Annotated in this window: 20 protein-coding genes and 2 pseudogenes; 12 read left to right on the top strand and 10 right to left on the bottom strand. The window is 64.3% G+C overall.

The features are described from left to right. Genes AC2T3R_RS08950 through AC2T3R_RS08940 form a run of 3 tightly spaced genes read right to left on the bottom strand, consistent with a single transcriptional unit; the run spans position 1 to position 3,064 of the window. A complete protein-coding gene (locus AC2T3R_RS08950; protein ID WP_039614302.1) occupies positions 1 to 864 on the bottom strand; it encodes a carbohydrate ABC transporter permease in 864 nt (287 codons plus the stop codon). Continuing rightward, positions 861 to 1,970 carry an ABC transporter ATP-binding protein gene (locus AC2T3R_RS08945; RefSeq protein WP_486744953.1) on the bottom strand — a complete coding sequence of 370 codons (1,110 nt, stop codon included), beginning with the start codon at positions 1,968 to 1,970 and terminating at the stop codon, positions 861 to 863. Before AC2T3R_RS08945 ends, AC2T3R_RS08950 begins: the two co-directional genes overlap by 4 nt. Continuing rightward, positions 1,970 to 3,064, bottom strand: coding sequence for an ABC transporter ATP-binding protein (locus AC2T3R_RS08940; RefSeq protein WP_015269689.1), 1,095 nt, complete (start codon positions 3,062 to 3,064; stop codon positions 1,970 to 1,972). Before AC2T3R_RS08940 ends, AC2T3R_RS08945 begins: the two co-directional genes overlap by 1 nt. A gap of 224 nt (positions 3,065 to 3,288) precedes the next feature. Between AC2T3R_RS08940 and AC2T3R_RS08935 the strand changes: the two genes are divergently transcribed. The 3 genes from AC2T3R_RS08935 (at position 3,289) to AC2T3R_RS08925 (ending at position 7,005) form a co-directional block, all read left to right on the top strand. Beyond that, positions 3,289 to 5,037, top strand: a complete 1,749-nt coding sequence (locus AC2T3R_RS08935) for a sigma-54-dependent Fis family transcriptional regulator (RefSeq protein WP_486744952.1) — start codon at positions 3,289 to 3,291, stop codon at positions 5,035 to 5,037. 261 nt (positions 5,038 to 5,298) lie between these two features. Then, positions 5,299 to 6,363, top strand: coding sequence for an ornithine cyclodeaminase (locus tag AC2T3R_RS08930; protein ID WP_015269687.1), 1,065 nt, complete (start codon positions 5,299 to 5,301; stop codon positions 6,361 to 6,363). 162 nt (positions 6,364 to 6,525) lie between these two features. Next, a complete protein-coding gene (locus tag AC2T3R_RS08925) occupies positions 6,526 to 7,005 on the top strand; it encodes an Lrp/AsnC family transcriptional regulator (RefSeq protein ID WP_015269686.1) in 480 nt (159 codons plus the stop codon). A gap of 7 nt (positions 7,006 to 7,012) precedes the next feature. Here the strand turns inward: AC2T3R_RS08925 and AC2T3R_RS08920 are convergent, their stop codons facing one another. From AC2T3R_RS08920 to AC2T3R_RS08910, 3 genes and pseudogenes are all read right to left on the bottom strand, one after another. Further along, on the bottom strand, positions 7,013 to 8,698 hold the full coding sequence (locus tag AC2T3R_RS08920; RefSeq protein ID WP_410952180.1) for a putative bifunctional diguanylate cyclase/phosphodiesterase: 1,686 nt from the start codon (positions 8,696 to 8,698) through the stop codon (positions 7,013 to 7,015). 13 nt (positions 8,699 to 8,711) lie between these two features. Then, entirely contained in the window at positions 8,712 to 9,836 is a 1,125-nt protein-coding gene (locus tag AC2T3R_RS08915; protein ID WP_410953469.1) for a methyl-accepting chemotaxis protein, read from the bottom strand. A 159-nt stretch (positions 9,837 to 9,995) separates the two neighbouring features. Continuing rightward, positions 9,996 to 10,277: pseudogene (locus AC2T3R_RS08910) on the bottom strand (PAS domain-containing protein); the annotation flags it as partial. Positions 10,278 to 10,782: 505 nt separating this feature from the next. Here AC2T3R_RS08910 and AC2T3R_RS08905 point away from each other — a divergent pair. The 4 genes from AC2T3R_RS08905 to AC2T3R_RS08890 all read left to right on the top strand — a co-directional run bounded on the left by AC2T3R_RS08905 (position 10,783) and on the right by AC2T3R_RS08890 (position 14,820). Then, a complete protein-coding gene (locus tag AC2T3R_RS08905) occupies positions 10,783 to 12,093 on the top strand; it encodes a C4-dicarboxylate transporter DctA (RefSeq protein ID WP_191471838.1) in 1,311 nt (436 codons plus the stop codon). 44 nt (positions 12,094 to 12,137) lie between these two features. Continuing rightward, positions 12,138 to 12,842, top strand: a complete 705-nt coding sequence (locus AC2T3R_RS08900; RefSeq protein ID WP_015269682.1) for a FadR/GntR family transcriptional regulator — start codon at positions 12,138 to 12,140, stop codon at positions 12,840 to 12,842. Positions 12,843 to 12,858: 16 nt separating this feature from the next. Next, positions 12,859 to 13,527 (top strand): GntR family transcriptional regulator, encoded by a 669-nt coding sequence (locus AC2T3R_RS08895; protein WP_003260724.1) that lies wholly within the window; start codon positions 12,859 to 12,861, stop codon positions 13,525 to 13,527. A gap of 243 nt (positions 13,528 to 13,770) precedes the next feature. Then, positions 13,771 to 14,820, top strand: coding sequence for a hypothetical protein (locus tag AC2T3R_RS08890; protein WP_410953468.1), 1,050 nt, complete (start codon positions 13,771 to 13,773; stop codon positions 14,818 to 14,820). A 124-nt stretch (positions 14,821 to 14,944) separates the two neighbouring features. On the opposite strand, the gene AC2T3R_RS08885 is transcribed toward AC2T3R_RS08890, so the two are convergent. Further along, positions 14,945 to 15,373, bottom strand: coding sequence for a PACE efflux transporter (locus AC2T3R_RS08885; RefSeq protein ID WP_410953467.1), 429 nt, complete (start codon positions 15,371 to 15,373; stop codon positions 14,945 to 14,947). Positions 15,374 to 15,474: 101 nt separating this feature from the next. Here AC2T3R_RS08885 and AC2T3R_RS08880 point away from each other — a divergent pair, with 101 nt between their 5' ends. The 3 genes and pseudogenes from AC2T3R_RS08880 (at position 15,475) to AC2T3R_RS08870 (ending at position 18,382) form a co-directional block, all read left to right on the top strand. Continuing rightward, positions 15,475 to 16,353, top strand: a complete 879-nt coding sequence (locus AC2T3R_RS08880; protein ID WP_410953466.1) for a LysR family transcriptional regulator — start codon at positions 15,475 to 15,477, stop codon at positions 16,351 to 16,353. A 97-nt stretch (positions 16,354 to 16,450) separates the two neighbouring features. Beyond that, a pseudogene (mcpA, locus tag AC2T3R_RS08875) lies at positions 16,451 to 17,527 on the top strand (methyl-accepting chemotaxis protein McpA); the annotation flags it as partial. A gap of 114 nt (positions 17,528 to 17,641) precedes the next feature. Continuing rightward, positions 17,642 to 18,382, top strand: a complete 741-nt coding sequence (locus tag AC2T3R_RS08870; protein ID WP_370290711.1) for a methyl-accepting chemotaxis protein — start codon at positions 17,642 to 17,644, stop codon at positions 18,380 to 18,382. A 157-nt stretch (positions 18,383 to 18,539) separates the two neighbouring features. On the opposite strand, the gene AC2T3R_RS08865 is transcribed toward AC2T3R_RS08870, so the two are convergent. The 3 genes from AC2T3R_RS08865 to AC2T3R_RS08855 are packed head-to-tail and all read right to left on the bottom strand — an operon-like array spanning position 18,540 to position 21,197. Next, complete coding sequence (locus AC2T3R_RS08865; protein ID WP_486744951.1) at positions 18,540 to 19,610, bottom strand: YkvI family membrane protein; 1,071 nt, start codon at positions 19,608 to 19,610, stop codon at positions 18,540 to 18,542. A gap of 60 nt (positions 19,611 to 19,670) precedes the next feature. Next, on the bottom strand, positions 19,671 to 20,048 hold the full coding sequence (locus AC2T3R_RS08860) for a RidA family protein (protein WP_196181811.1): 378 nt from the start codon (positions 20,046 to 20,048) through the stop codon (positions 19,671 to 19,673). Positions 20,049 to 20,060: 12 nt separating this feature from the next. Next, positions 20,061 to 21,197, bottom strand: a complete 1,137-nt coding sequence (locus AC2T3R_RS08855) for an NAD(P)/FAD-dependent oxidoreductase (RefSeq protein ID WP_004375949.1) — start codon at positions 21,195 to 21,197, stop codon at positions 20,061 to 20,063. A gap of 114 nt (positions 21,198 to 21,311) precedes the next feature. Here AC2T3R_RS08855 and AC2T3R_RS08850 point away from each other — a divergent pair, with 114 nt between their 5' ends. Together AC2T3R_RS08850 and AC2T3R_RS08845 are read left to right on the top strand one after the other, a co-directional pair. Beyond that, a complete protein-coding gene (locus AC2T3R_RS08850) occupies positions 21,312 to 21,905 on the top strand; it encodes a helix-turn-helix domain-containing protein (protein ID WP_486744950.1) in 594 nt (197 codons plus the stop codon). Positions 21,906 to 22,158: 253 nt separating this feature from the next. Continuing rightward, positions 22,159 to 23,109, top strand: a complete 951-nt coding sequence (locus AC2T3R_RS08845) for an IS110 family transposase (RefSeq protein WP_486743821.1) — start codon at positions 22,159 to 22,161, stop codon at positions 23,107 to 23,109. Positions 23,110 to 23,208 lie beyond the last annotated feature (99 nt).

Raw genomic sequence — 23,208 nt, 5'->3', positions numbered from 1 at the left:
CTAGTCCTTGTCGGCATGGGTCATGGCTGTGTAGAACAGCCAAGAAACCAGCAGGATGATCAGGAAGTACACCAGCGAGAACGCTGCCGCCGGGCCCAGGTCGAACTGCCCCACGGCCATGCGCGTGAGGGTCTGGCTGAGGAAGGTGGTGGCATTGCCGGGCCCGCCACCGGTCAGCACGAAGGGCTCGGTGTAGATCATGAAGCTGTCCATGAAGCGCAGCATCACCGCGATCAGCAGCACGTTCTTCAGCTTGGGCAACTGGATATGGCGAAACACCGCCCAGCCCGAGGCGCGGTCGATGCGCGCAGCCTGGTAGTACACGTCGGGGATGGCGCGCAGCCCCGAGTAACAGAGCAACGCCACCAGCGATGTCCAGTGCCACACGTCCATCACCAGCACGGTCAGCCAGGCGTCGAACGGGTCGCCGGCGTAGTTGTAGCTGACCCCGAGCCTGGCCAGTGTGGCGCCGAGCAGGCCGATGTCGGCCCGGCCGAAAATCTGCCAGATGGTGCCGACCACATTCCATGGGATCAGCAGCGGGATGGCCATGACGATCAGGCAAACCGAGGCCATGCGCCCCTTGGTCGGCATGGTCAGGGCAATGGCGATACCCAGCGGGATTTCGATCAGCAGCACGCAGGCGGAATAGATGAACTGACGCAGCAGCGCATCGTGCAGCGCCGGGTCGCGCAGCACCTGACGGTACCAGTCGGCGCCGACGAAGTAGCGGTTGGACTGGTCGAAGATGTCCTGCACCGAGTAGTTGACCACCGTCATCATCGGCACCACCGCACTGAATGCCACCAGCAGGAACACCGGCAGCACCAGCCACCAGGCCTTGTTGTTCGGCACCTTGTTCATGGCTCGGCCTCCAGCAGCACATCGTCGAGGTACAGCATCAGCCACTGCGCCGGCAGGCTGACCCAGGCCTGGGCCACCGGCAACGGGCGGTCCTCGCCCAGGCGTGCCTTGAGCGCGACACCTCCCAGCTCGAGGGTGACGATGCGGTAGGTGCCCAGGTCCTCGACGTCCAGCACCCGTGCCGGGTAGGCATCATCGAACGGGCTGTCCCACAGCTGCACGAATTCCGGGCGGATGCCCAGCTGCAGGCGACCACCGCCTGTGGCCGCCAGGCGCTCTCGCAGGTGCTCTCGCATTTGCCCGGGCAGCACCAGGTGAATATCGCCGAACGCCACCCCGTCCGCTTCGGCGCGCACCTCGATCAGGTTCATCCCCGGGCTGCCGATGAAGTAACCGACGAAGGTATGCCGCGGCCGCTCGAACAGTTCGCGCGGGGTGCCGAACTGGACGATGCGCCCGCCGTGCATCACCGCGATCTTGTCGGCGAACGTCGAGGCCTCCAACTGGTCGTGGGTGACGTAGATCATGGTGATGTTGAACTGCTCGTGGATCTGCTTGAGCTTGCGCCGCAGCTTCCACTTCAGGTGCGGGTCGATCACCGTCAGCGGCTCGTCGAACAGGATCGCCGACACGTCATCGCGCACCAGGCCCCGTCCCATGGAGACCTTCTGCTTTTCGTCGGCACTGAGGTTGCGCGCCTTCTTGCGCAGCACGGCCGACAGGTCGAGCACCTCGGCAATCTCTTCCACCCGGGCCTGCACCCGGGCTTCGTCCAACCCTTGGTTGCGCAAGGGAAACGCCAGGTTGTCGAACACCGTCATGGTGTCGTAAACCACCGGGAACTGGAACACCTGGGCAATGTTGCGCGCCTGCGGTGACAGTTGGTTGACCGGCTTGCCGTCGAACAGCACCTCGCCATGGGAAGGAGTCAGCAGCCCGGAAATGATGTTGAGCAAGGTCGACTTGCCGCAGCCCGACGGCCCAAGCAAGGCGTAGGCACCGCCCTGCTCCCACACATGCTCCAGCGCGTGCAGGGCATAGTCCGCCTCGCTGGCGGGCTGGCGGCTGTAGCTGTGCGCCAGTTGGCGCAGGCGGATCTCGGCCATCAACCTCTCCTTGCCTGGCGCAGCCCCGGGGCCTGCACCAGCGCCCCGGTACTGTCGAACACGAACAGCTTGTGGGTGGGGATGAACACGCGGATCGGCGTGTCCACCTGGTATTCGTGTACCCCTGGCAGGTGCAGGATCATGCGCCAGTGTTCGTTGCGTACATGCAGGAAGGTCTCTGAACCACTGATCTCGGCCAGTTCCACCAGCACCGACAATTCCAGGTCGTCGTCGTGCGCCGGCACCAGGCTGATGTGGCTGGGCCGCACGCCAAAGCGGTAGTCACCCTCGGCAAGCGGCTGCAAGTCGGCATTGCGAGCAAAGTGCACGGCCTGGGCCAGGCTCACGTCGTTGCCGCTGATACGGCCAGGCACCAGGTTGATCGGCGGCTCGGAAAACAGCTCGGCAGCCAGCACGCTGCCCGGGCGCTGGTAGACCTCGGCGGTAGGCCCGCTCTGGACGATACGGCCCTCATGCACCAGGGTGGTGGTGCCGCCCAGAGCCAGCGCCTCGTTGGGCTCGGTGGTGGCATACACGGCAATGCAGTGGCGCGCCGCGAACAGTTCGCGCAGCTCCTGGCGCAGGCCCTCGCGCAGCTTGTAGTCGAGGTTGACCAGTGGCTCGTCGAACAGGATCAGCGAGGCATCCTTGACCAGCGCCCGGGCCATTGCCGTGCGTTGCTGCTGGCCACCGGACAGCTCCAGCGGCAGGCGCTGCAGGTAGGCTTCGATGCGCAGCATCTCGGCGGTTTCCTGCACCCGTCGGCGAATCTGGGGCTCGTCCATGCGTGCCTGGCGCAGCGGTGACGCAATATTCTCGTAAACGCTGAGGGTCGGGTAATTGATGAACTGCTGATACACCATCGACACATTGCGTTGGCGCACCGGCACGCCAGTCACGTCCTGGCCATCCATCAGCACCCGCCCCCGGTCCGGGCGATCGAGCCCGGCCATCAGGCGCATCAGGCTGGTCTTGCCGGCCAGGGTGCGGCCCAGCAGCACGTTGAACGAGCCGGGTTCGAAACGCAGTGAGGCATCGACGATCCAGGCCTGGTTGTCGACGCTGCGGCTGACCTGTTCCAGCACCAGGGACATGGCGTGGCCTTCTTGTGGTTTTTGTCTGCCGGACACAGCCAGTTTCGTGCCAGATGCGCCGCAACCGTCTGGCCCGGGGCCTGGCCGGCAACACCGGTCAATCGCAGGTTCACAACTGAACACAAGCACTGAACAACTGAACACTTGCCGGTTTGACATTGAACAACCGTGCACGACACTGAACAGCGGTCGGCCCCATGACAACAATCACACAGGACAGGCCCATGGCCGCATCCGCTTCGCCCCATGCCCAACTGATCCAGGCCTCCTGGGCCCGCTGCCGCGACCACGGCCTGCACCCCCAACACGCCCCGGACTTCGACTGCCTGACCCGCGCCGAGCTGAGCGCCCTGCTGGAGCGGCGCCAGGCCCTGCTGCGCCTGACCCGCGAAGCGGTGCTGCCGCAATATGCCCACCTGCTGGGCAATGCCAGCTACCTGGTGATGCTGGCCGATGCCAGCGGCTGCCTGCTCGACAGCTGGGGCTCGCGGCGGTTCATCGAGCCGCGCCAGCAGCATGGTTTCAGCGCCGGGGCCCACTGGCACGAGCGCGGTGTCGGCACCAATGCGCTGGGCACCGCGCTGGTCTGCGCCGAGGCGATCCACGTGGGCCAGGACGAGCACTTCCTGCGCCAGAACCGCTATATGTCCAGCGCCGCCGCGCCGCTGTTCGACGCCGAACGGCAGCTGGTCGGGGTGCTCGATGTGGCCAGCGACGGCTACCTGCCCGCCAGCCAGACCCTGGGCCTGGTACGCATGATGGGCCAGAGCCTGGAGAACCGCCTGATCCTCGCCAAGCATGCCGACCAGCATGCGCAATTGATCTTCAACAGCGCCTCCGACAACCTCGACAGCCCCTGGGCCGGCCTGCTGGTATTCGATGAGCACGGGCAGGTGCTGGCCGCCAATCACCGGGCCGACACCCTGCTCGGGGGCAACCCGCTGCAGCAGAACATCGCGCAACTGTTCCAGTTGCCCGTGCAACAGCTGCTCAGCCATCCCCGGCAACAGCCCTTCGCCCTGCAAGCCACCGGGCGCAACCGCTTTCATTGCCAGTGGCAGCCGCCGCGCGAGGCTCCCGGCCGCCCCGCCGCCAGCAGCGCCGAGCCACGCCTGGAGAAAGCCCTGGCGCAGGCCGGCCTGCTGCTGGAAAAGGACATCCCGGTCCTGGTGCAGGGCGAAACCGGCGTAGGCAAGGAGGTATTCGTCGATACCCTGCACCGGGCCAGCAGCCGCGCCAGCCAGCCGCTCATAGCCGTCAACTGCGCGGCGATCCCCGCAGAGCTGGTGGAGTCGGAGCTGTTCGGCTACGACAAGGGCGCGTTCACCGGCGCCCACCAGAAGGGCAACCCGGGGCTGATCCGCAAGGCCCACCACGGCATCCTCTTCCTCGACGAAATCGGCGACATGCCGTTGCCCACCCAGGCCCGCCTGCTGCGCGTGCTGCAGACGCGCAGCATCCAGCCATTGGGCAGCGGCGAACCGGTGGCGGTGGATATCCGCGTGGTGTCGGCGAGCAACCGCGACCTGGCCGAAGAAGTGCGCGCCGGGCGCTTTCGCCAGGACCTGTATTACCGCATCGCCGGGCTGGCAGTGGTTTTGCCGCCGCTGCGCGAGCGCAATGACCGCCGGCAGCTGATCGAGCAGGTGCATGCGCGCTACCGTGATCCCGGGCAGCCTGCGCGGCTGCCTGCGGCCATTATCGAGCTGCTTGACCGGCACCCCTGGCCAGGGAACATGCGTGAACTGGTGAGTGTGCTGCAGGTGGCGCTGGCCTTGGCGGGTAATGAGCCGGTTGGCCTGGAACACCTGCCTGCGGGTTTTCTCGCAGAGGCGCAGGTGCCTGTGCCGATTGCGACCGAAGAGGCGGACCTGCGCGAGCTGGTGGCACAAGCCAACGGCAACCTCTCGGCGGTGGCGCGTGGGCTCGGGATCAGCCGCACCACGCTGTACAAGCGGCTGCGTGAGCGATGATTGCCCTGGCCTGTACTGGCCTCATCGCCGGCAAGCCAGCTCCCACAGGTACAGCGCCGCTCTCAAGGCCTGTGATATCCCTGTAGGAGCCGGCTTGCCGGCGATAGGGCCGGCCCAGCCACAGCCGATTCGGCTGCCAGCGCAGCGAAATCAGCCAAAGCCGCTGCCGCCACAGCCCATTACAGCCAGCTTTGCCTCCCCACCCGCCGCACAATGAAACCAGAGCCCACTCTGGAAGCGTCGACCGCAGGGAGACCCCTCATGACCCGCTATATCGATGTGCAAGACCTGGCCCGCCTGGTCAACCGCAAAGGCCTGCCCACGTGCCTGCTGGAAATGGCCGAGTACATCCGCCAGGACTACCTGCGCTGGCCAGCCTTCGAAAAATGCGCCCGGGTGGCCAACCATTCAGCGGACGGCGTAATCGAGCTGATGCCAATCTCGGACGCCAGCCGCTACGCCTTCAAGTACGTCAACGGCCATCCGAAGAACACTCGCCATGGCCTGCTCACGGTGATGGCCTTCGGCGCCCTGGCCAGCGTCGATACCGGTGCACCGTTGCTGCTCAGCGAAATGACCCTGACCACCGCCATTCGCACCGCCGCCACCTCGGCCCTGGCCGCCCGCTACCTGGCGCGCGAAGACAGCCGCAGCATGGCATTGATCGGCAACGGCTCGCAGAGCGAGTTCCAGGCCATCGCCTTCAATGCCCTGCTGGGCATCGATGAAATCCGCCTGTATGACATCGACCCGGCTGCCTCGGCCAAGCTGGTCGCCAACCTGGCCAACCGCCCCGGCCTCAAGCTGAGCATCGCCAGCTCCGTGGCCGAAGCGGTGCGCGGGGCCGATATCGTCACCACGGTAACCGCCGACAAAGCCTGCGCCACCATCCTCACCCCGGAGATGATCGAGCCGGGCATGCACCTGAATGCCGTGGGGGGTGACTGCCCGGGCAAGACCGAGCTGCATCGGGCGATTGTGGAGCGGGCCCGGGTGATCGTCGAGTACGAACCGCAAAGCCGGGTGGAAGGCGAGATCCAGCAGATGCCTGCAGACTCGCCAGTGACCGAGTTCTGGCGTGTGGTCGCCGGGGAAGCCAAGGGGCGTGAGCACGGCGAACAGGTGACGCTGTTCGACTCGGTGGGGTTTGCCCTGGAGGATTACTCGGCATTGCGCTATGTGCTGGACACGGCGCAGGCACTGGGTATCGGCACGGACATCGGGCTGGTGCCGGTGCTGGAGGATCCGAAGGATTTGTATGGGCTGTTGCAGCCACGGGTGGTGGAGTTGCGGGCGGTGCCCAAGGCTGGTTCTGTCTGCGCCTGATGGCCCCTGGGGCTGCTGCGCAGCCCATCGCGACACAAGGCCGCTCCTACACAAGGACCGCGTATCCCTTGTAGGAGCGGCCTTGTGTCGCGATGGGCCGCGCAGCGGCCCCCTTTACCGCCTACCCTGTCCCATGCCCTCTTCTGAAAGAAGCCCAAGCGCATGGACACCAAGGACGCCAACGCCCACCCCCTCGACCGCATCGACGAAGCGATCATCGACATCCTGCGCCATGACGGCCGCATCACTTTCGAAAAACTCTCCAGCCTCGTCCACCTCACCCCGCGCCCCTGTCTGGAGCGTGTACGCAAGCTGGAGCGCCGTGGCGTGATCCGCGGCTACGGGGCGATCATCGACCTGCAGAAGGTCGCGCCCGGGGTGTCGCTGCTTGTGCTGGTCGCCCTGTCCAACCAGAGCGGGCGGGCCGCGCAGAAGGCCTTCGAAGCCACCCTGCGCAACTGCCCGGAAGTGCACGAGTGCCAGCTGATCAGCGGCCACTTCGACTACAGCCTGCGCCTGCGCTGCCGCGACATGGAACACTACCGGCTGCTCAGCGAAAGCTGGATGAACGACGACGCCCTGCACATCGACAAGCTGGTGGCGCACCCGGTGCTGGCCGAGGTCAAGCCAATGGCCCGCTGACGCGGCATCAAGGGTCACGCCATTGCTCCGGCTGCCGGTAGGCCTGCGCCCAGGCTTGCACCGCACTGGCCGGCATCGGCCGGGCGATACAGTAACCCTGTGCCAGTTCGCAGCCCAGACCCATCAGCACGCGGCCGTGCTCGACGCTCTCCAGCCCTTCGGCAATCACCTCGCGGCCAAACGCCCGGGCCAGGCCGATCACCGCTTCGGTCAGCGCCAGGTCGTCCTGGTCATGCAGGATGTCGCGCACGAATGACTGATCGATCTTGATCGTCTGTGTCGGCAAGCGCTTCAGGTAGCTCAGCGACGAATAGCCAGTGCCAAAGTCGTCCAGGGAGAAGCGCACACCCAGTGCGCGGCAGGCATCGAGACAGCAGCTGACATGCTGCAGGTTATCGATGGCCACCGACTCGACGATTTCCAGGTCCAGCCGCGCCGGGTCCACCTCCGGGTGCGCCGCCAGCAACTGCTGCAGGCGCTCGACAAAGTCACCACGCTGCAAATGCCGCGCGGCGATGTTCACGCTCAGTGACCAGGGCTGCCCCTGACGTTGCCATGCCTGCAACTGGTTCAGCGCCTGGTCGAGCACCCATTCGCCGATTTCCACGATCAGGTCGGTCTGCTCCACTGCCGGCAGGAAATCACCAGGCGGCACCAGCCCGCGGCCTGGCCGCTGCCAGCGCAGCAAGCCCTCGAAGCCCAGCACCTGGCCGCTGCGCAGGTTGACCTTGGGCTGGTAATACAGGCACAGCTCGCCGTTGTGCAGGGCCCGGCGCACCCGCGCCACGGTCTGGTGGGTAGCCTTGAGTTCCTGTTCCTGTGTCACGTCGAACAGGTGATAGCGGTTGCGCCCACGCTGCTTGGCCACATACATGGCCTGGTCGGCATGGCGCACCAAGGTGTCGGCGTCTTCGTCGTCCTGCGGGTACAGGGTCACGCCGATACTGGCGCTGAGCGACAGGCGCTGCTCGCGTACCACATAAGGCGCCGCCAGTGCCCGCAGCACCCGGCGCAGCGCAGCATGCAACTGGCGGTCTTCGACGTTGCGCAGGATCAGCACGAATTCGTCCCCCGACAACCGGGCCACTGCGTCGCCATCGCGCAGGATGTGCTTCAGCCGCTGCGCCACCTCGACCAACAGCAGGTCGCCCATGGCATGCCCGTAGCCGTCGTTGACTGCCTTGAAGCCATCCAGGTCGAGCATGCATACAGCCAGCGGAATGTCTTCACGGCGCGAGTAGGCCAGGGCCTGGTTCAGCAGGTCGGACAGGTAAGCGCGGTTGGGCAGGCCGGTTAGCACGTCATGGCCCACACGCCATTGCAAGGTATGCAGCAGCTGGCGCTTCTCGGTGACGTCGAAACGGATCGACACGTACTTGCGCACCTCTCCGGTGAGCGGGTCGACCAGTGGCACCATGGTGCTGTCGACCCAGTACAGCGAGCCGTCCCTGGCGCGGTTGCAGATCTCGCCCTTCCACACCCGGCCGGCGGCCAGCGCCCGCCACATGCCGACGAAGAACTCCGGCTCGTGCAGGCCGGAGTTGAGGATGCGGTGGTTGGCGCCCAGCAGCTCCTCGCGGCTGTAGCCCGAGATGCTGCAGAACTGCTGGTTGACGTAAGTGATGGTTCCACGCAGGTCGGTTTCGGAAAAGATCGCAGCCGCGTCAACGGCTGCACGATAGTTGTCATCCATAAAGCATCCTGCCTTAACGGTTGAAGCGCTCCACAAGGGCACGCAATCCGGCGCACACCTCTTCCAGTTCGGCGCCGCGAGAGGCTGCGGCGTTGGCGCTGTGTGCGCTGTGCTGGGCTATGCCGGCCACACCATTGATCTGCCTCGAGACGTCTTCGGCGACGGCCGACTGCTGCTGCGAAGCCGTAGCCATCTGCTGGCTCATGTCACTGATGCGCTGCACCGCATCACGAATGCCATGCAACGCCTGCCGCGCTTCCTGCACCTGGGCAACGCCCTGCTCGGCACCGTCGATGCCCTGGCTGGCAATCGCCACGGCCTCCTCTGCGCCACTGCGCAGAGCATCGATGATAGCCTGGATGTGCAGTGTCGACTGCCGGGTCTTGTCGGCCAGTGCCCGCACTTCATCGGCGACCACGGCAAAGCCACGGCCTTGCTCGCCGGCACGGGCCGCCTCGATGGCGGCATTTAGCGCCAGCAGGTTGGTCTGCTCGGCGATGCCGCGGATCATCCCGGTGGCTTCGGCGATAGCACCGGTCTGACCAGCCAGGTGGCTGACAGCCTGGTTGATCTGGGCCACGGTACCGGCCAAGGTGCGGATTGCAGCTCCGCTGGCGTCGGCCACCAGGCTGCCCTGCTCGGCCAGCAGGTGCGCAGTGTGGGCTTCGGCAGCAGTCAGTTGCACATGGTTGGCAACCTCACCGATGGAAGCGGCCATCTGGTTCATGGCAGTGGCGCTCAGGTCGGTTTCCGCACGCTGCTCCAGCAATGCCGCCTCGGTGCTGCGCGACAACGCCCCGGCATCATGTGCAGCCACGGCCATCTGGGCCGCCAAGTCACTTAACCGGGTCAGCGCGGTTTTCAGCCGCGCCTCCTCGCTGATCAGCATCAATTGCAGTTGTCCGCCAGCACCGGGCAGGTCGCTGTAGGTCAAGGCGGCGATCGGGTCGGCGAAGGTGCCGTCTGCGCCCTGCACTATGCGCTCCATCTGCCGCCCAACGGCATTGCGTGCCAACAGGCCATAGGCCAGGAACAGCCCCAGGGTCAGCCCCTGCGCGACCAGGCCGGGCCACAGATTGTTGGCCCCCAAAGCCAGCCCCCCGCCCACGAGCGGTACGGCCAGGTCACGCGCCAGCATGGTCGCGCGCCGTGACCAGGGCAACACAGCCTGACCGTTGCGCATGCGTGCATACAGGGCCTCGGCACGGGCCACCTGCTCACGCGTCGGGCACACCCGTACCGATTCATAGCCCACCACCCGCCCGGCTTCGAGAATAGGCGTGACGTAGGCGTTGACCCAATAGTAATCGCCGTTGCGGCAGCGGTTCTTGACGATGCCCATCCAGCTCTTGCCGGCCTTCAGGTAATTCCACATCAACTGGTACACCGCCGGCGGCATGTCCGGGTGGCGTACCAGGTTGTGTGGGCTGCCGATCAGCTCTGCCTCGCTGTAACCGCTGATGGCGGCGAACTCGGGGTTGCAGTAGGTGATCAGGCTGCTGGTGTCGGTAGCGGAAATCAATCGCTGATCGGGGGGAAAACGTTGCTCGACCGGGGTAACCGGAAGGTTGAGACGCACTATGAGACTCCATTCATTCAAACGCCGGGAGCCTGCTTGCGAGGCGATTATCAGGATGAATCCCCTGCAATCGACCCTTTGGTGACTTCCCGGTCGGGCGCGGATTCTACGAGGTCAGCCAAGGAATGCAAATAAACCTTACGAATCATGGCGTTATCGAAAATATCGAAGTCGGCATGGCGCTTGGCAAGCTGATTGCAATGTTGCACGAGGCACTGGCCAAAGCCTGATCTGATTCATGTGCGCACGCGGTTCGCCGCTGCGATTCACCTGTGAACGGCCGCACTGCGGCTCGATCCAACCAGATGCACCGAATTAGAGCCAGAGACGCTGGATTGCCCCACAACTGGTCAGACCGGTAAGGCCAAAAATCCTTGCAATGTCGGATTTTTCGCGCTTTCATGGCTTCGCGCTGAACAAACCGGTAAGACCACAATAATTAAGTCCTGCGCTCTTTCGCCCCGTGCGGCTACCGAAGCAAGGACACCGATCAGAGATCCCTCCCATGCTCAAATGGTGCTCGCGTTCGATCTTCCTTCAAGTCGTGCTCGGCCTTGCCCTCGGCATCGCCTGCGGTCTCAGCTTCCCCGACCTTTCCCTGCAACTCAAACCCCTTGGCGACGGCTTCATCAAGCTGATCAAGATGCTCATCGGCCTGATCGTGTTCTGCGTGGTGGTCAGCGGTATCTCGGGCGCCGGTGACCTGAAAAAGGTCGGGCGCATCGGCCTGAAGTCGGTGATCTACTTCGAGATACTGACCACCCTGGCACTGGTGATCGGCCTGGTGTTCGCCTTCACCAGCGGCATCGGCAGCGGCGCCAACATCCACCTGGACCAACTGTCCAGCGCCGACGCCAGCAGCCTGGCCGAGCGCGGCCAGCACATCCACGGTGCCACGGCGTTCTTCATGGACCTGATCCCCACCTCGGTGATCGGCGCCTTTGCCGACAACAACATCCTCCAGGTGCTGCTGTTCTCGGTACTGTTCGGCAGCGCGCTGAACCTGGTGGGTGACTCGGCAGCCGGCATCTCGCGGCTGATCAACGAACTGAGCCACGTGATCTTCCGCATCATGGGCATGATCGTGCGCCTGGCACCGATCGGCGTGTTCGGCGCCATCGCCTTCACCACCAGCAAGTACGGCCTGGAATCGCTGCAGCACCTGGGCGGGCTGGTGGCGCTGTTCTACCTGACCTGTGCCGGCTTCGTACTGATCGTGCTGGGCACGGTCATGCGCCTGTCGGGGCTGAAGCTGCTGCCGCTGATCAAGTACCTGCGTGAAGAACTGACCATCGTGCTGGGCACCGCCTCGTCCGACGCCGTACTGCCACAGATCATGCGCAAGCTCGAGCACCTGGGCATCGGCAGCTCCACCGTCGGCCTGGTGATCCCCACCGGTTATTCGTTCAACCTCGATGGTTTCTCCATCTACCTGACCCTGGCCATCGTGTTCATTGCCAACGCCACCGGCACGCCACTGGCAATGACCGACCTGCTGACCATCCTGCTGGTATCGCTGGTGACTTCCAAGGGCGCTCACGGCATCCCAGGCTCGGCGCTGGTCATCCTCGCCGCTACCCTGACCGCCGTGCCGGCGATCCCGGTGGTCGGCCTGGTACTGGTACTGGCGGTGGACTGGTTCATGGGCATCGGCCGAGCGCTGACCAACCTGATCGGCAACTGCGTGGCCACCGTGGCCATCGCACGCTGGGAGAAGGACATCGACCTGGAACGTGCGCACAACGTGCTCGACGGCAAGCCCGGTTTCGCCCCCATGCCACGCAAGCAGCCCAACCCCCATCAACAGGAATTCTGAGCGAACGTGGCCGGCACTGACGCCGGCCCTTCCAGGAGCGAACCGTGATCAGCTCATCTACCGTCGTCAACTCAGTGGTGGAAAAACTGCGCCAGGCCCTGGCCCGAGGCCAATGGCGTACCGGCGACATGCTGCCAGGCCAGCGCGAACTGGCCGAACAACTGGGCATCAGCCGCCCCAGCCTGCGCGAAGCGGTGACCGTGCTGGAAACCCTGGGCCTGGTGCGTTCGCTGCCAGGCAAGGGTGTGCTGGTACTGGATGTCGATGCCGCCACCCAGGAACCGGGCCTGGACACCAGCGCCGCAGCCAGCCTGGCCGACGTGCTGGAGCTGCGCTACACCCTTGAGCCTTTCATCGTCGGCCTGGTGGCGCAGTCGGCCAACAGTCAGGACATCGGCCAACTGCGCCTTACCCTGATGGACATGCGTGAAGCGCTGGAGGCCGATGACAGCGAAGCCGGAGTCAGGGCCTACATCGCCTTCCATGAAGCGCTGTTCGCCCTGACCACCAACCCGATCTTCCAGAGCGTGGTGCAACAGACCGGCAATGCCCTCAAGCAGAGCGCCGACATGCTGCGCAATTCGCCAGAGCACCTGGCCGCGCGGCTGAAGGAAAACGAAGCGGTGGTGCGCGCCATACGTGAGCGCAGCAGCGCCCAGGCCAGTGCCCAGATGCGCCAGCACATTCTGGCCGAAGGGTTGCGCATGGGCATCCCGTTGAACATCCCGGACGAACACCCGCATCCATGACCCCAGGAGAGCGACCATGAACGCCGCCCCTCACTTGCCGGCCCTGCTCGCGGCTGGCGAAACCCGCCTGTCGGCCGAGCAGATCTACCCGCGGCTGTTCGATGCCATCCTCGAACAGCGCCTGCCACCTGGCAGCCTGTTGCCCGAACAGGCGCTGGGCCATGCCTTTGGTGTCAGCCGTACAGTGATCCGCCGTGTGCTCGGGCGCCTGTCCGACCAGCAGGTGGTGGTGCAGCGCCCCAGCCACACTGCGCATCTGGCCGTGCCCGACCCGGAGCAGGCACGCCAGGTGCTCAGCGCCCGGCGCCTGGCCGAAACCACGCTTATCACCCTGGCCGCGCAACGCGCCCGGCCGGTACAGATTCGCCAGCTGCGGCAACTGGTGGAGCGCGAGCGCCAGCACCATGAAAACGGCGAGCGTTGTGCGGCGATCCGCCTGGGCGGCGAGTTTCACCTGAAACTGGCGCAGGTGGCTGCCAATGCGCCACTGGCGCGGTTTCTCAATGGCCTGGTGCCGATGACCTCGCTGATCATCGCCCGTTACGAGTCGCCTTGCTGCGACCACTGCGCGTGGGAGGAACATGCGGCGATCATCGATGCCGTGGAGCATGGCGATGCCGAGGCGGCGCTGGGCCTGATGCACAAGCACCTCGACCGCCTGGAAGAAAAGCTCGACCTGGAATGACCGACTCAAGCTGACGCCCCCCTTGTAGGAGCGGCCTTGTGTCGCGATGGGGCGCGAAGCGGCCCCAGGATTTCAGCTGTGCAGCAGAAATTGCCGGGGCCGCTTTGCGGCCCTTTCGCGACACAAGGCCGCTCCTACATGGATCGCGTTGGCCGGGCGATGGCCGATAGGCTGCACGGCAGCCCCCTCAACCCCACCCTATACTCCGAGAACCACCCCAGCCTTTACCAGGGAGGCGGTTGCGTGAGCACTCGAGCCCTCCTGCTGCTGTGCCTGTTGCTGGCCTTGGCCGGCTGCGCAGGCAAGCCCCCACCTGTCCCGTCGCCACCGGTGGTGCTCACCCCCGCCACCTGGCAACGCATCGACCAGGAACTGATCGAAGCCTCGGTCGGCGCCGGCAGCTCGGCCAACGACTATGCGCGCCGTTCCATGCGGGTGTGGAAGGAACAGGTACAGCAGCGCACCGAAAGCGACTTCATCCCCTGGTTCACCGGCTACTGGACCCAGCAGTGGCTGACCCTCAAGGTGGCCTGGTACAAGATCGACAGCGGTGAAGGCCGGGAGCCGGCAGAAAAGCGCCTGGCGCTGTACCTGCAGGAGCAGTACCACAAGCGGGTGATCGAACCGGTGGCCGAGCAGATCAACCCCGAAGGCATTCGCGACCGCGCCAGCGAGCTGTACCTGCAACTGCTCGGCCAGCAGCTGCCGGCCATCATCAGCCGCTACAACGCGCCCCCCGAGCAGTTCAGCCAGCGCCTCAACCGCATTCCCGCCATCGCCCTGGGGCCACCGGATGCGCGCAATGCCAGCCTTTACCAGCTGCTGCGGGCCAAGTCGCTGGCCCAGCAACCTGCCTGGCAAGCCATGCGCCAGCATCTGCACCAGCAGGCCAGCAAAGGCCCGGGCAAGACCGATGTCGGGCTGAACTCGGTGGCCAACCAGGCCAGCGAAAAGCTCGGCGCCACCCTGGCCCCGCGCGGCATCGCCAGTGCCGTGGCGTCGGCGGTGGGCAAGGTGGCGGGGGCGATGATTTCGATTGCGGCGGCCGGTTACGGGGTCATGACCCATGACCGCGAACACCCGCAGATGGTCGAGCAGTTGCGGGTGATCCTCAACGTGGCGCTGAACCAGGAATGGCAGGAGCTGATGGAGAACCGCCAGAGCGGGGCCATGTCGGGGGTGTACTACCTGTCGGGGCAGGTCGAGGACAGCTTGCTGGCCAGTGCACCGAGGACGGAGGAACAACCGGTTGAGCAGCAGCAGGAGCCTTTGATCATTCGCTTGCCGCCTTAGTAGTGGTTTTCTGTACCGGCCTCTTCGCGGGCTCGCCCGCTCCCACAGGGATATGACAGCTCTTGAGAATTGTGGAAATCCTGTGGGAGCGGGCGTGCCCGCGAAGAGGGCGGCACAGGCAGAATCAGGCTGTAGCCATTGCCGAACCGGGCAAGCCAAAGATCCGGTCAAACGCCCAGTTGTAGGCAAAGGTGTAGCACGGCACCAGCACGATGAACGCCATGTCCACCAGCAACGCCTCCAGCAATGTCATGTCCAGCCACCAGGCAATCAGCGGGATCAGGTACACCACCAGGGTCAGCTGGAAGCCGATGGCATGCGCCACCCGCCGTGCGACACTGCGCCCGCGCTTGGCCTGGCGGCTTTCCCACCACTCGAACAGGGTGTTGTAAATCAGGTTCCAGAGCATGGCGATGGTAGTGATCATCACCGCCAGAGGCCCGGTATGCGATGCCTGGGTGTCCGACAGGTAGGCCAGCCCGAGGGTCGACATGCACAGCCCGATCAGTTCATAGAAAGTCACGTAGACGAGTTTGCGTTTGAGTCCCTGCACCCGGGATTACCTCCAATGATAAAGCGATGGGGTGCGATCATGCTTCATCGTGCTTGACAGCAAAAGTCGGCAGCTGTCAGATTTTCTGACAGGAGGCTGCCATGAACTTTTCCAGCGACAATATCCAGCTGTTTCTCGCCGTGCTCGACCGCGGTTCGTTTTCCGCCGCCGCGCGCGCCCTGCAGCGGGTGCCTTCGGCCGTCAGCATGGCCATCGGCAACCTCGAGGCCGAACTGGGCTACACCCTGTTCGAGCGCGGCCCCCGGGAAGTCCGCCCCACCGCCGAGGCCAAGGCGCTGGAACCTCATGCCCGGTTGATCGCCGAACAACTGGGGCTGCTGCAGGTGCATGCCCTGGAACTGTCCCAGGGGCTGGAGAGCAGCCTGACCCTGGCCGTGGTGCCGGACATCGACCACCGCCCGCTGCTGGCGGCCATCGCTCACCTGGGTGAGCGGCACCCGCTGCTGGACATAGCCCTGCTCAGCGCCCCGCAGGAAGAGGCAGTACACCTGCTGGACAGTGGCCGCGCCGACCTCTGCGTGGCTTTTGCCGGGCTGCAGGTCGATGCCCGTCGCGGCTTCCAGCACATCGGCATGGAGTCGCTGGTGGCCACGCTGTCCCCCGCTCACCCGGCCTTGCGCGAGGGGCGTATCCACTACCTCGAAGACCTGACCCGGGTGCGCCAGATCCTGGTGCGTAGCCATGACCTTCCGGTGACAGACCCACGCCCGTCGATAGGCGCCACGCACTGGTCAACCGACAGCTTCGACCTCGCCCTGCAGATGGTCGAGGCCGGCCTGGGCTGGGGCGACTTGCCGCTGTCAAGGGTCGCGCCACTGCTGGCCAGCGGGCGTCTGGTGCGCCTGGATTTTCGCAACACCCGCAATGAATTGCAGTTGCCGGTACACATCCTCTGGCGCAAGCAACAACCGCTGCTGCAGGCCGCACGCCTGCTGATCGAGCAGTTGTGTAAGCAGTGAAGACCGTCCGTCGAATCGACCGTAAGAAATTTCTGCAAGCGCTTCAATCTTTTACCTCTTGAGCCGATATCCCGGTCGATAGGTTCCGCAATGCGTCATGAGCGCGCTGCGCCCTCCCCTCATTGGCCCAAGGTCTCGAAACATGAACCTGAAATTTCGCCACAAGATCCTGCTCAGCGCCTGCGGTGTCGTGGTCCTGGCATTTGCCCTGTTCACGCTCTACAACGACTACCTGCAACGCAATACCATCCGCGAGAACATCGAAGCTTCGGTGCAGCAGTCGGGCGCACTGACCGCCAGTAGTGTGCAGAACTGGATGAGCGGGCGCATCCTGGTGCTGGAAAACCTGGCCCAGGACATCGCCCAGCAAGGCGCTGGCGATACCCTGGAAGGACTGATCGAGCAGCCATCCTATACGCGTAATTTCCTGTTCACTTACCTGGGCCAGGCCACCGGTGCGTTCACCCAACGCCCCAATGCGCAGATGCCCGCCGGTTACGACCCACGTCAGCGCCCGTGGTACGGCGCCGCGGCCAGCGCCGGGCAGACCGTGCTGACTGCCCCGTACCAGGGGGCTGTCGGCGGCCTGATGGTAACCATCGCCACGCCAGTGAAAAGCAAGAACAATGGCGAGCTGATCGGCGTGGTCGGCGGTGACGTCACCCTCGACACCCTGGTCGAGATCATCAACTCAGTCGATTTCGGCGGCATCGGCCACGCCTTCCTGGCCGACAGCAACGGCCAGGTGATCGTCAGCCCCGACAAAGACCAGGTGATGAAGAACCTCAAGGACATCTACCCCGGCAGCAACCTGCGAGTCGCCGCCGGCATGCAGGATGTCACCCTCAATGGCCAGGACCGCATCATTTCCTTCGCCCCGGTGGCCGGCCTGCCTTCGGCACAGTGGTACATCGGCCTGTCGATCGACAAGGACAAGGCCTACGCTGCGCTCAGCCAGTTCCGCACCTCGGCGATCATCGCGATGCTGATTGCGGTGGCTGCCATCGCCGGCCTGCTCGGCCTGCTGATCCCGATACTGATGAACCCGCTGACCACCATGGGCCGCGCCATGCGCGACATCGCCGAGGGCGAAGGTGACCTTACCCGCCGCCTGACCGTGCAGAACAAGGACGAGTTCGGCGAACTGGCCACTTCGTTCAACCGCTTCGTCGAGCGCATTCATGCCTCGATCAGCGAAGTGTCCTCGGCAACCCGCCTGGTGCACGACCTGTCGGAGAAGGTGGTCAATGCCTCCAATGCGTCGATCATCGGTTCCGAAGAGCAAAGCATGCGCACCAACAGCGTGGCCGCAGCGATCAACGAGCTGGGTGCTGCCACCCAGGAAATCGCCCGCAACGCCGCCGATGCCTCGCAGCATGCCAGCGGTGCCAGCGAGCAGGCCCACGGTGGCCGTGAAGTGGTCGAAGAAGCGATCAGCGCCATGACCGCCCTGTCGCAGCGCATCAGCGAGTCCTGCGCGCAAATCGAAACGCTCAACGCCAGCACCGACGAAATCGGCAAGATTCTCGACGTGATCAAGGGCATCTCGCAGCAGACCAACCTGCTGGCGCTGAACGCCGCCATCGAAGCGGCGCGTGCCGGTGAGGCCGGCCGTGGCTTTGCCGTGGTGGCCGACGAGGTACGCAACCTGGCGCACCGCACCCAGGAATCGGCGGAAGAAATCCACCGCATGATCACCAGCCTGCAGGTAGGCTCGCGCGAAGCGGTGCACACCATGAACACCAGCCAGGTTTCCAGCGAGCAGACCGTGCAGGTGGCCAACCAGGCCGGCGAGCGCCTGGCCAGCGTGACCCAGCGTATTGGCGAGATCGATGGCATGAACCAGTCGGTGGCTACCGCTACCGAAGAACAGACCGCCGTGGTCGAGAGCCTCAACCTGGACATCACCCAGATCAACGCCCTGAACCAGCAAGGGGTGGAGAACCTCAACGAGACCCTGCGCCATTGTGACCAACTGGCCCAGCAAGCCGGGCGCCTGAAGCAGCTGGTAGGCAGCTTCAGGATCTAAACCGGAACGCACACCCTCTGTAGGAGCGGCCTTGTGTCGCGAAAGGGTCGCGCAGCGGCCCCGGATTTTCAGCTACACCGCAGAAATCGCCGGGGTCGCTCTGCGACCCTTTCGCGACACAAGGCCGCTCCTACAAGGGATACGCGCCAGCAGCAGATCAAGCAGCATTGACTACCGCTTTAGCCACTCTGCTCCGCCGGACCCAGGCCAGCAGCACCGCCGCCATCAGCACGAAGCCCAGGTAGCCGAACAGCGGGTACACCTTACCCACCAGGCTGATGAACCCCACCAGGCTGCATCCGAACGCCGCCACGCCGGTCACCACCGAGCCCCAGCGAAACCTCCCCGTACCCGCCGGCATCAGCCGCGAGAGAAACGAGAACAACGTACCCACCGCAGTGTTGACGATCATGCCGAAGATAATCAGGCACATCACCAGCCCCAGCAGTGGCGATACTTCGTTGGCGATCGACAGCATCGGCATCGGCAGGTCAGCCACGCTGTCCAGGCGCGACAACAGCCCGGCACTCATCACCAGCATCAGCCCACCCAATGCGGCGCCACCAAGCAGCCCACCCCATACAGCGGTTCTCTCGCCCTTGGCCGACCCACCCAGGATGGCCAGGATCGGCGCGCCGGCAACGATGTTGTACGACACGTACAGGAACGCCCCCAGCAGCCAGTGACGGGCGCCCGCCTGTTGCTGGCTGGCCAGCTGGTCGAGCTGGGCGAAGCTCTGTTCCCGGCTGAACACGGCGTACAACGCAATCGCCGAGGCCACCAGGATCAGCAACGGCGTGATGGCGCCAATGGCGAGGATCACCTTGCGCACGTCCAGGCACACGATGCCCACCACGACCAGCGTCACCAACACGCTGCCGGCCAACGCCGGGATTCCGAACTGCTGCTCCAGCAAGGCACCACCACCGGCCAGCATGACCACGGTGACGGCAAACATGAAAAAGGTGATCAGCCAGTCGACGAACAGGCCCAGGTGACGGCCGCAGATGGCCTGGATCACATCCTTGTGCGAAGTGGCCTGCTGGCGATTGCCAAGCCCCGCCAGGGCCATGCCGAGGAAGGTGAACAAGGCTGCGCTGACCAGCGCACCGGCCAGCCCCCACACACCGAAATCGACAAAGAACAACAACAGTTCCCGCCCCGAAGCGAACCCCGCCCCCACGATCACGCCGACAAACGCGCCGGCAATCTTCAGCTGCTCTTGCATGTGAACCTCTGGATTTATTGTTGTTGTCTCACTGCCACCACATACCCCGTGTAGGAGCGCTCAGGCGTCGCCGACAAACGCCTGCACTTCGATCTCCACATCCACCCCCAGCGCCAATGCCGAAGCCACGGTCGAGCGCACCGGTAGCGCTGCGCCGAAGAATTCCTTGTACACCTCGTTGAAGCCGGCGAAGTGGCTCATGTCCGACAGCCACACGGTGGCCTTGACCACCTGGTCGAAACGCGCGCCGCAGGCCGCCAGGCTTTCGGCGATACGCTCGCAGGCGGCGCGGGTCTGGGTCTGGATGTCACCGCGCACCACTTCGCCGCCAGCACTCATCGGCACCTGGCCGGAAAGGAACAGGAAGCCGCCGGCTTTCACCGCACGGGAGAACGGGAACGGCAGGCTGCTGGGAAAACGCTGGATATCATTGCTCATGGGATGCTCCTTTCAGGGTTGCTGGAAACGGGCCGGGGACAGGCGCTCGGGCACCACCCCCTGGCTGACAAGGCCGGGACACAGGGGCAGGCCCAGCAGCAGGTCGGCAGCCAGGCGCGAGGCGCCCGCAGCCGACTGGATGCCATAGCCACCTTGTGCCGCCAGCCAGAAGAACGCTGGCGCGTGCACATCGAAACCGATCACCAGGTCGCCGTCGGCGACGAACGAGCGCAGCCCGGCCCAGGTGTGGCTCGGCCGGCGGATCGACAGGGTGGTCATGGCTTCGATGTTGTAGATGCCCAAAGCCACGTCGAGCTCCTCGGGCGCGGCGTCCTGGGGTTCGACCGGGTCGGCATTGGCCGGCGACCCCAACAGCTGGCCGGCGTCGGGCTTGAAGTAGAAGCTTTCGTCTACGCCGATCACCGCCGGCCAGCGGGCGAAATCCTGGTCTGCCGGGCCTGGGAAAGTGAAGGCACTGCGCCGGCAGGGTTGCAGGCCGATGCGCGCCACCCCGCACTGCTCGGCCACTCGGTCGGCCCAGGCGCCAGCGGCATTTACCAGCTGGCGCGTCTGTACCCGGCTGCCATCGCCCAGCTGCACCTGCCACAGGTCATCCAGGTACCAGGCCTGGATCAGCTCGGCGTTACAGCGCAGTTCACCGCCAGCGGCGCGATAGCCGCGCAAGAAGCCCTGGTGCAGGGCATGTACGTCCAGGTCCATTGCGCCCGCTTCAAGCACCGCGCCGGCCAGGTTCTCGGCACGCAGGCTCGGTACCAGGGCCAGGGCTGCGTCGCGGTCGAGCAGGCTGACTTCGGTGCCGTTGGCCAGGTTCTGTGCGTGGGTCTGCTCGAGCAGCGTGCGCTGTTCCAGGCTGGCGACGTACAGGCAGCCGCGCGGTTCCAGCAGCGGGTGCTCGCAGAACCCTTGCGGTGGTGCTTCGTAGAAGGCCCGGCTGGCACGGGTCAGCGCCTGTATCTGCGGAGTGCCGTAGGCCTCCATGAACATGGCTGCCGAACGCCCGGTGGAATGGTAGCCAGGCTGCGCCTCGCGCTCGAGCAGCAGCACCTTCTGCCGGCCGGCCAGGCGATAACCGAGGGATGCACCAGCGATGCCCGCGCCGATGATGAGGGTGTCGTAGATCGGGATCATGCACGCTCCTGCCAGGGGATTTTCATATATGAGAATTCTAATATATGAGAATTTACGAATACGCAAGGGTCCAAGGTAAGATGCCCGACCAACGCCGCATGCCGAGACCCCCGAATGCCCGCTGCCCTACCCTTGCTGGACCGTGCCGTAGTCGGCCAGCGCCTGCGCCAGGTGCGCAAGGCGCGTCAGATGACACTCAAGCAATTGTCCGAAGCCAGTGGCGTCCCGCTGTCCACCTTGTCAAAGATGGAGCTGGCGCAGGTCTCGGTCAGCTACGAAAAGCTCGCCGCCGCCGCCCGGGCGCTGAACGTCGACATTGCCCAGCTGTTGCGCGCCAGCGGCACGGTAATCGCACCAGTGCCGGTGACGGTGGTGGTCGATTCACTGCCAGCGGCAGCTGGCTACTCGACCGGCACCTATGACTATCACCCGATTGCCGGCGACTTCCCTGAGCGGCGCATGACACCCGCCTATGCCCGCATCATTGCCCGTGAACGTGGCCAGTTCGACGATTTTATCCGCCACCCGGGCCAAGAGTTCGCGCTGGTACTGAGCGGGCGCGTTCGTATCGAGTTCGAAACCGGGGAAGCGGTGAGCATCGGGCCGCAGGAGACGGCGTATTTCGACAGCCAGGTGGGACATATCTACCTGTCGGAAAGTGACGATGGCGCAGATGCGCATGTGATGGTGGTGATGACTGATCGCTGACCCGGTGCTGCCTGCCAGGGCCTATCGCCGGCAAGCCAGCTTGTGTCTTCAAGGTCTCTTAAACTCGAAAGGGTGAGAGCAGTGGATGGCAGACTGAAAGCCAGATGTGCTCTAAAGCACGAGTGGGAGCCTAGTCGCCATCCACCTCTCACTCTGACCTAAGCCCGAACAGTTGAATGAGTGGCGAACTCGTAGTCACAAGCTAGGGCTAAGTCAGAGTGCTCTCACTTCTTGAGTGTAAGAGGGCTTGGCGATGATTTCCTACTTCGTTGGTCTCGACGTTTCGAAAGCGACTCTGGATGTGGGCTTTCTTCCTGAAAGTATTCCCCAGTTCCAGGTCAGGAATGACCCAGAGGGCTTTGCGCAACTGATCGCATGCCTGAACGAGCTTGAGGTCGAACGGGTCTTGCTGGAAGCCACTGGTGGCTATGAACGAGCCGTATTCAAAGCCTTGCGACTGGAGGGTTTGAACGTCATCAGGGTCAACCCCAAGCGCTGTCGGGACTATGCGAGTGCCATGGGCAAAATTGCCAAGACTGACAAGATCGACGCCCAGATGCTGGCGCGGTTTGCCAGGGATTTCGAGGACTTGCCGCAGATAGAGCCTAATCAAGATCGGGATGAACTGGGAGAGCTCATCAAACTCCGTGGCAATCTTGTCCAGCATCGGGATGATGACAAGCGTCGGATGAAACAAACCACTTCAGTTACGGCCATTACCGTTTATACCGAGCATGTCGCTTACCTGAATGATCAGATTAAGGCTTTGGACAAGGCGATTGAGCGCGCCTCGAACGTGCTGGATCGCACGACAGCCATGCGGCTAAGGTCTGTGAAAGGGATTGGCGTCATCAGTTGTGGCACCTTCATGGCCTACCTACCTGAGCTGGGAAGCGTGACGGGGCGCGAAATTGCAGCCTTGGCTGGGTTAGCGCCGTACAACAAAGACAGCGGCAAGAAGAGTGGCCCGAGGAAGATCGAAGGCGGGCGTTACAGAGTCCGCAAGGCGGCCTACATGTCGATCTGGTCAATGATCCAGCATGTCCCAGAAGTTAGAACCCGCTATGAAGACCTGATAGCCCGAGGCAAGTGCGCAAAAGTTGCCGCAGTGGCGTGCATGCGCGTGTTGCTGGTGCGCCTGAACGCAATGCTGCGTGACGGAACGGAGTGGAAAGAGCTCAAGCCTCAGGTACCCGCAACCTGATCACGAACGAGGATCGATTTTCTACAAATGCGGGCTTCGCCAACGACACCGCTACGCGGTATCGAGCGAAGCCCTGCCCGAATGGCACGCTTGAAAATA

The organism is Pseudomonas sp. PVC-5-1 (assembly GCF_057444345.1).
The sequence above is the reverse complement of the archived record's forward strand: the minus strand, read 5'-3'. Positions and strand labels throughout refer to the sequence as shown.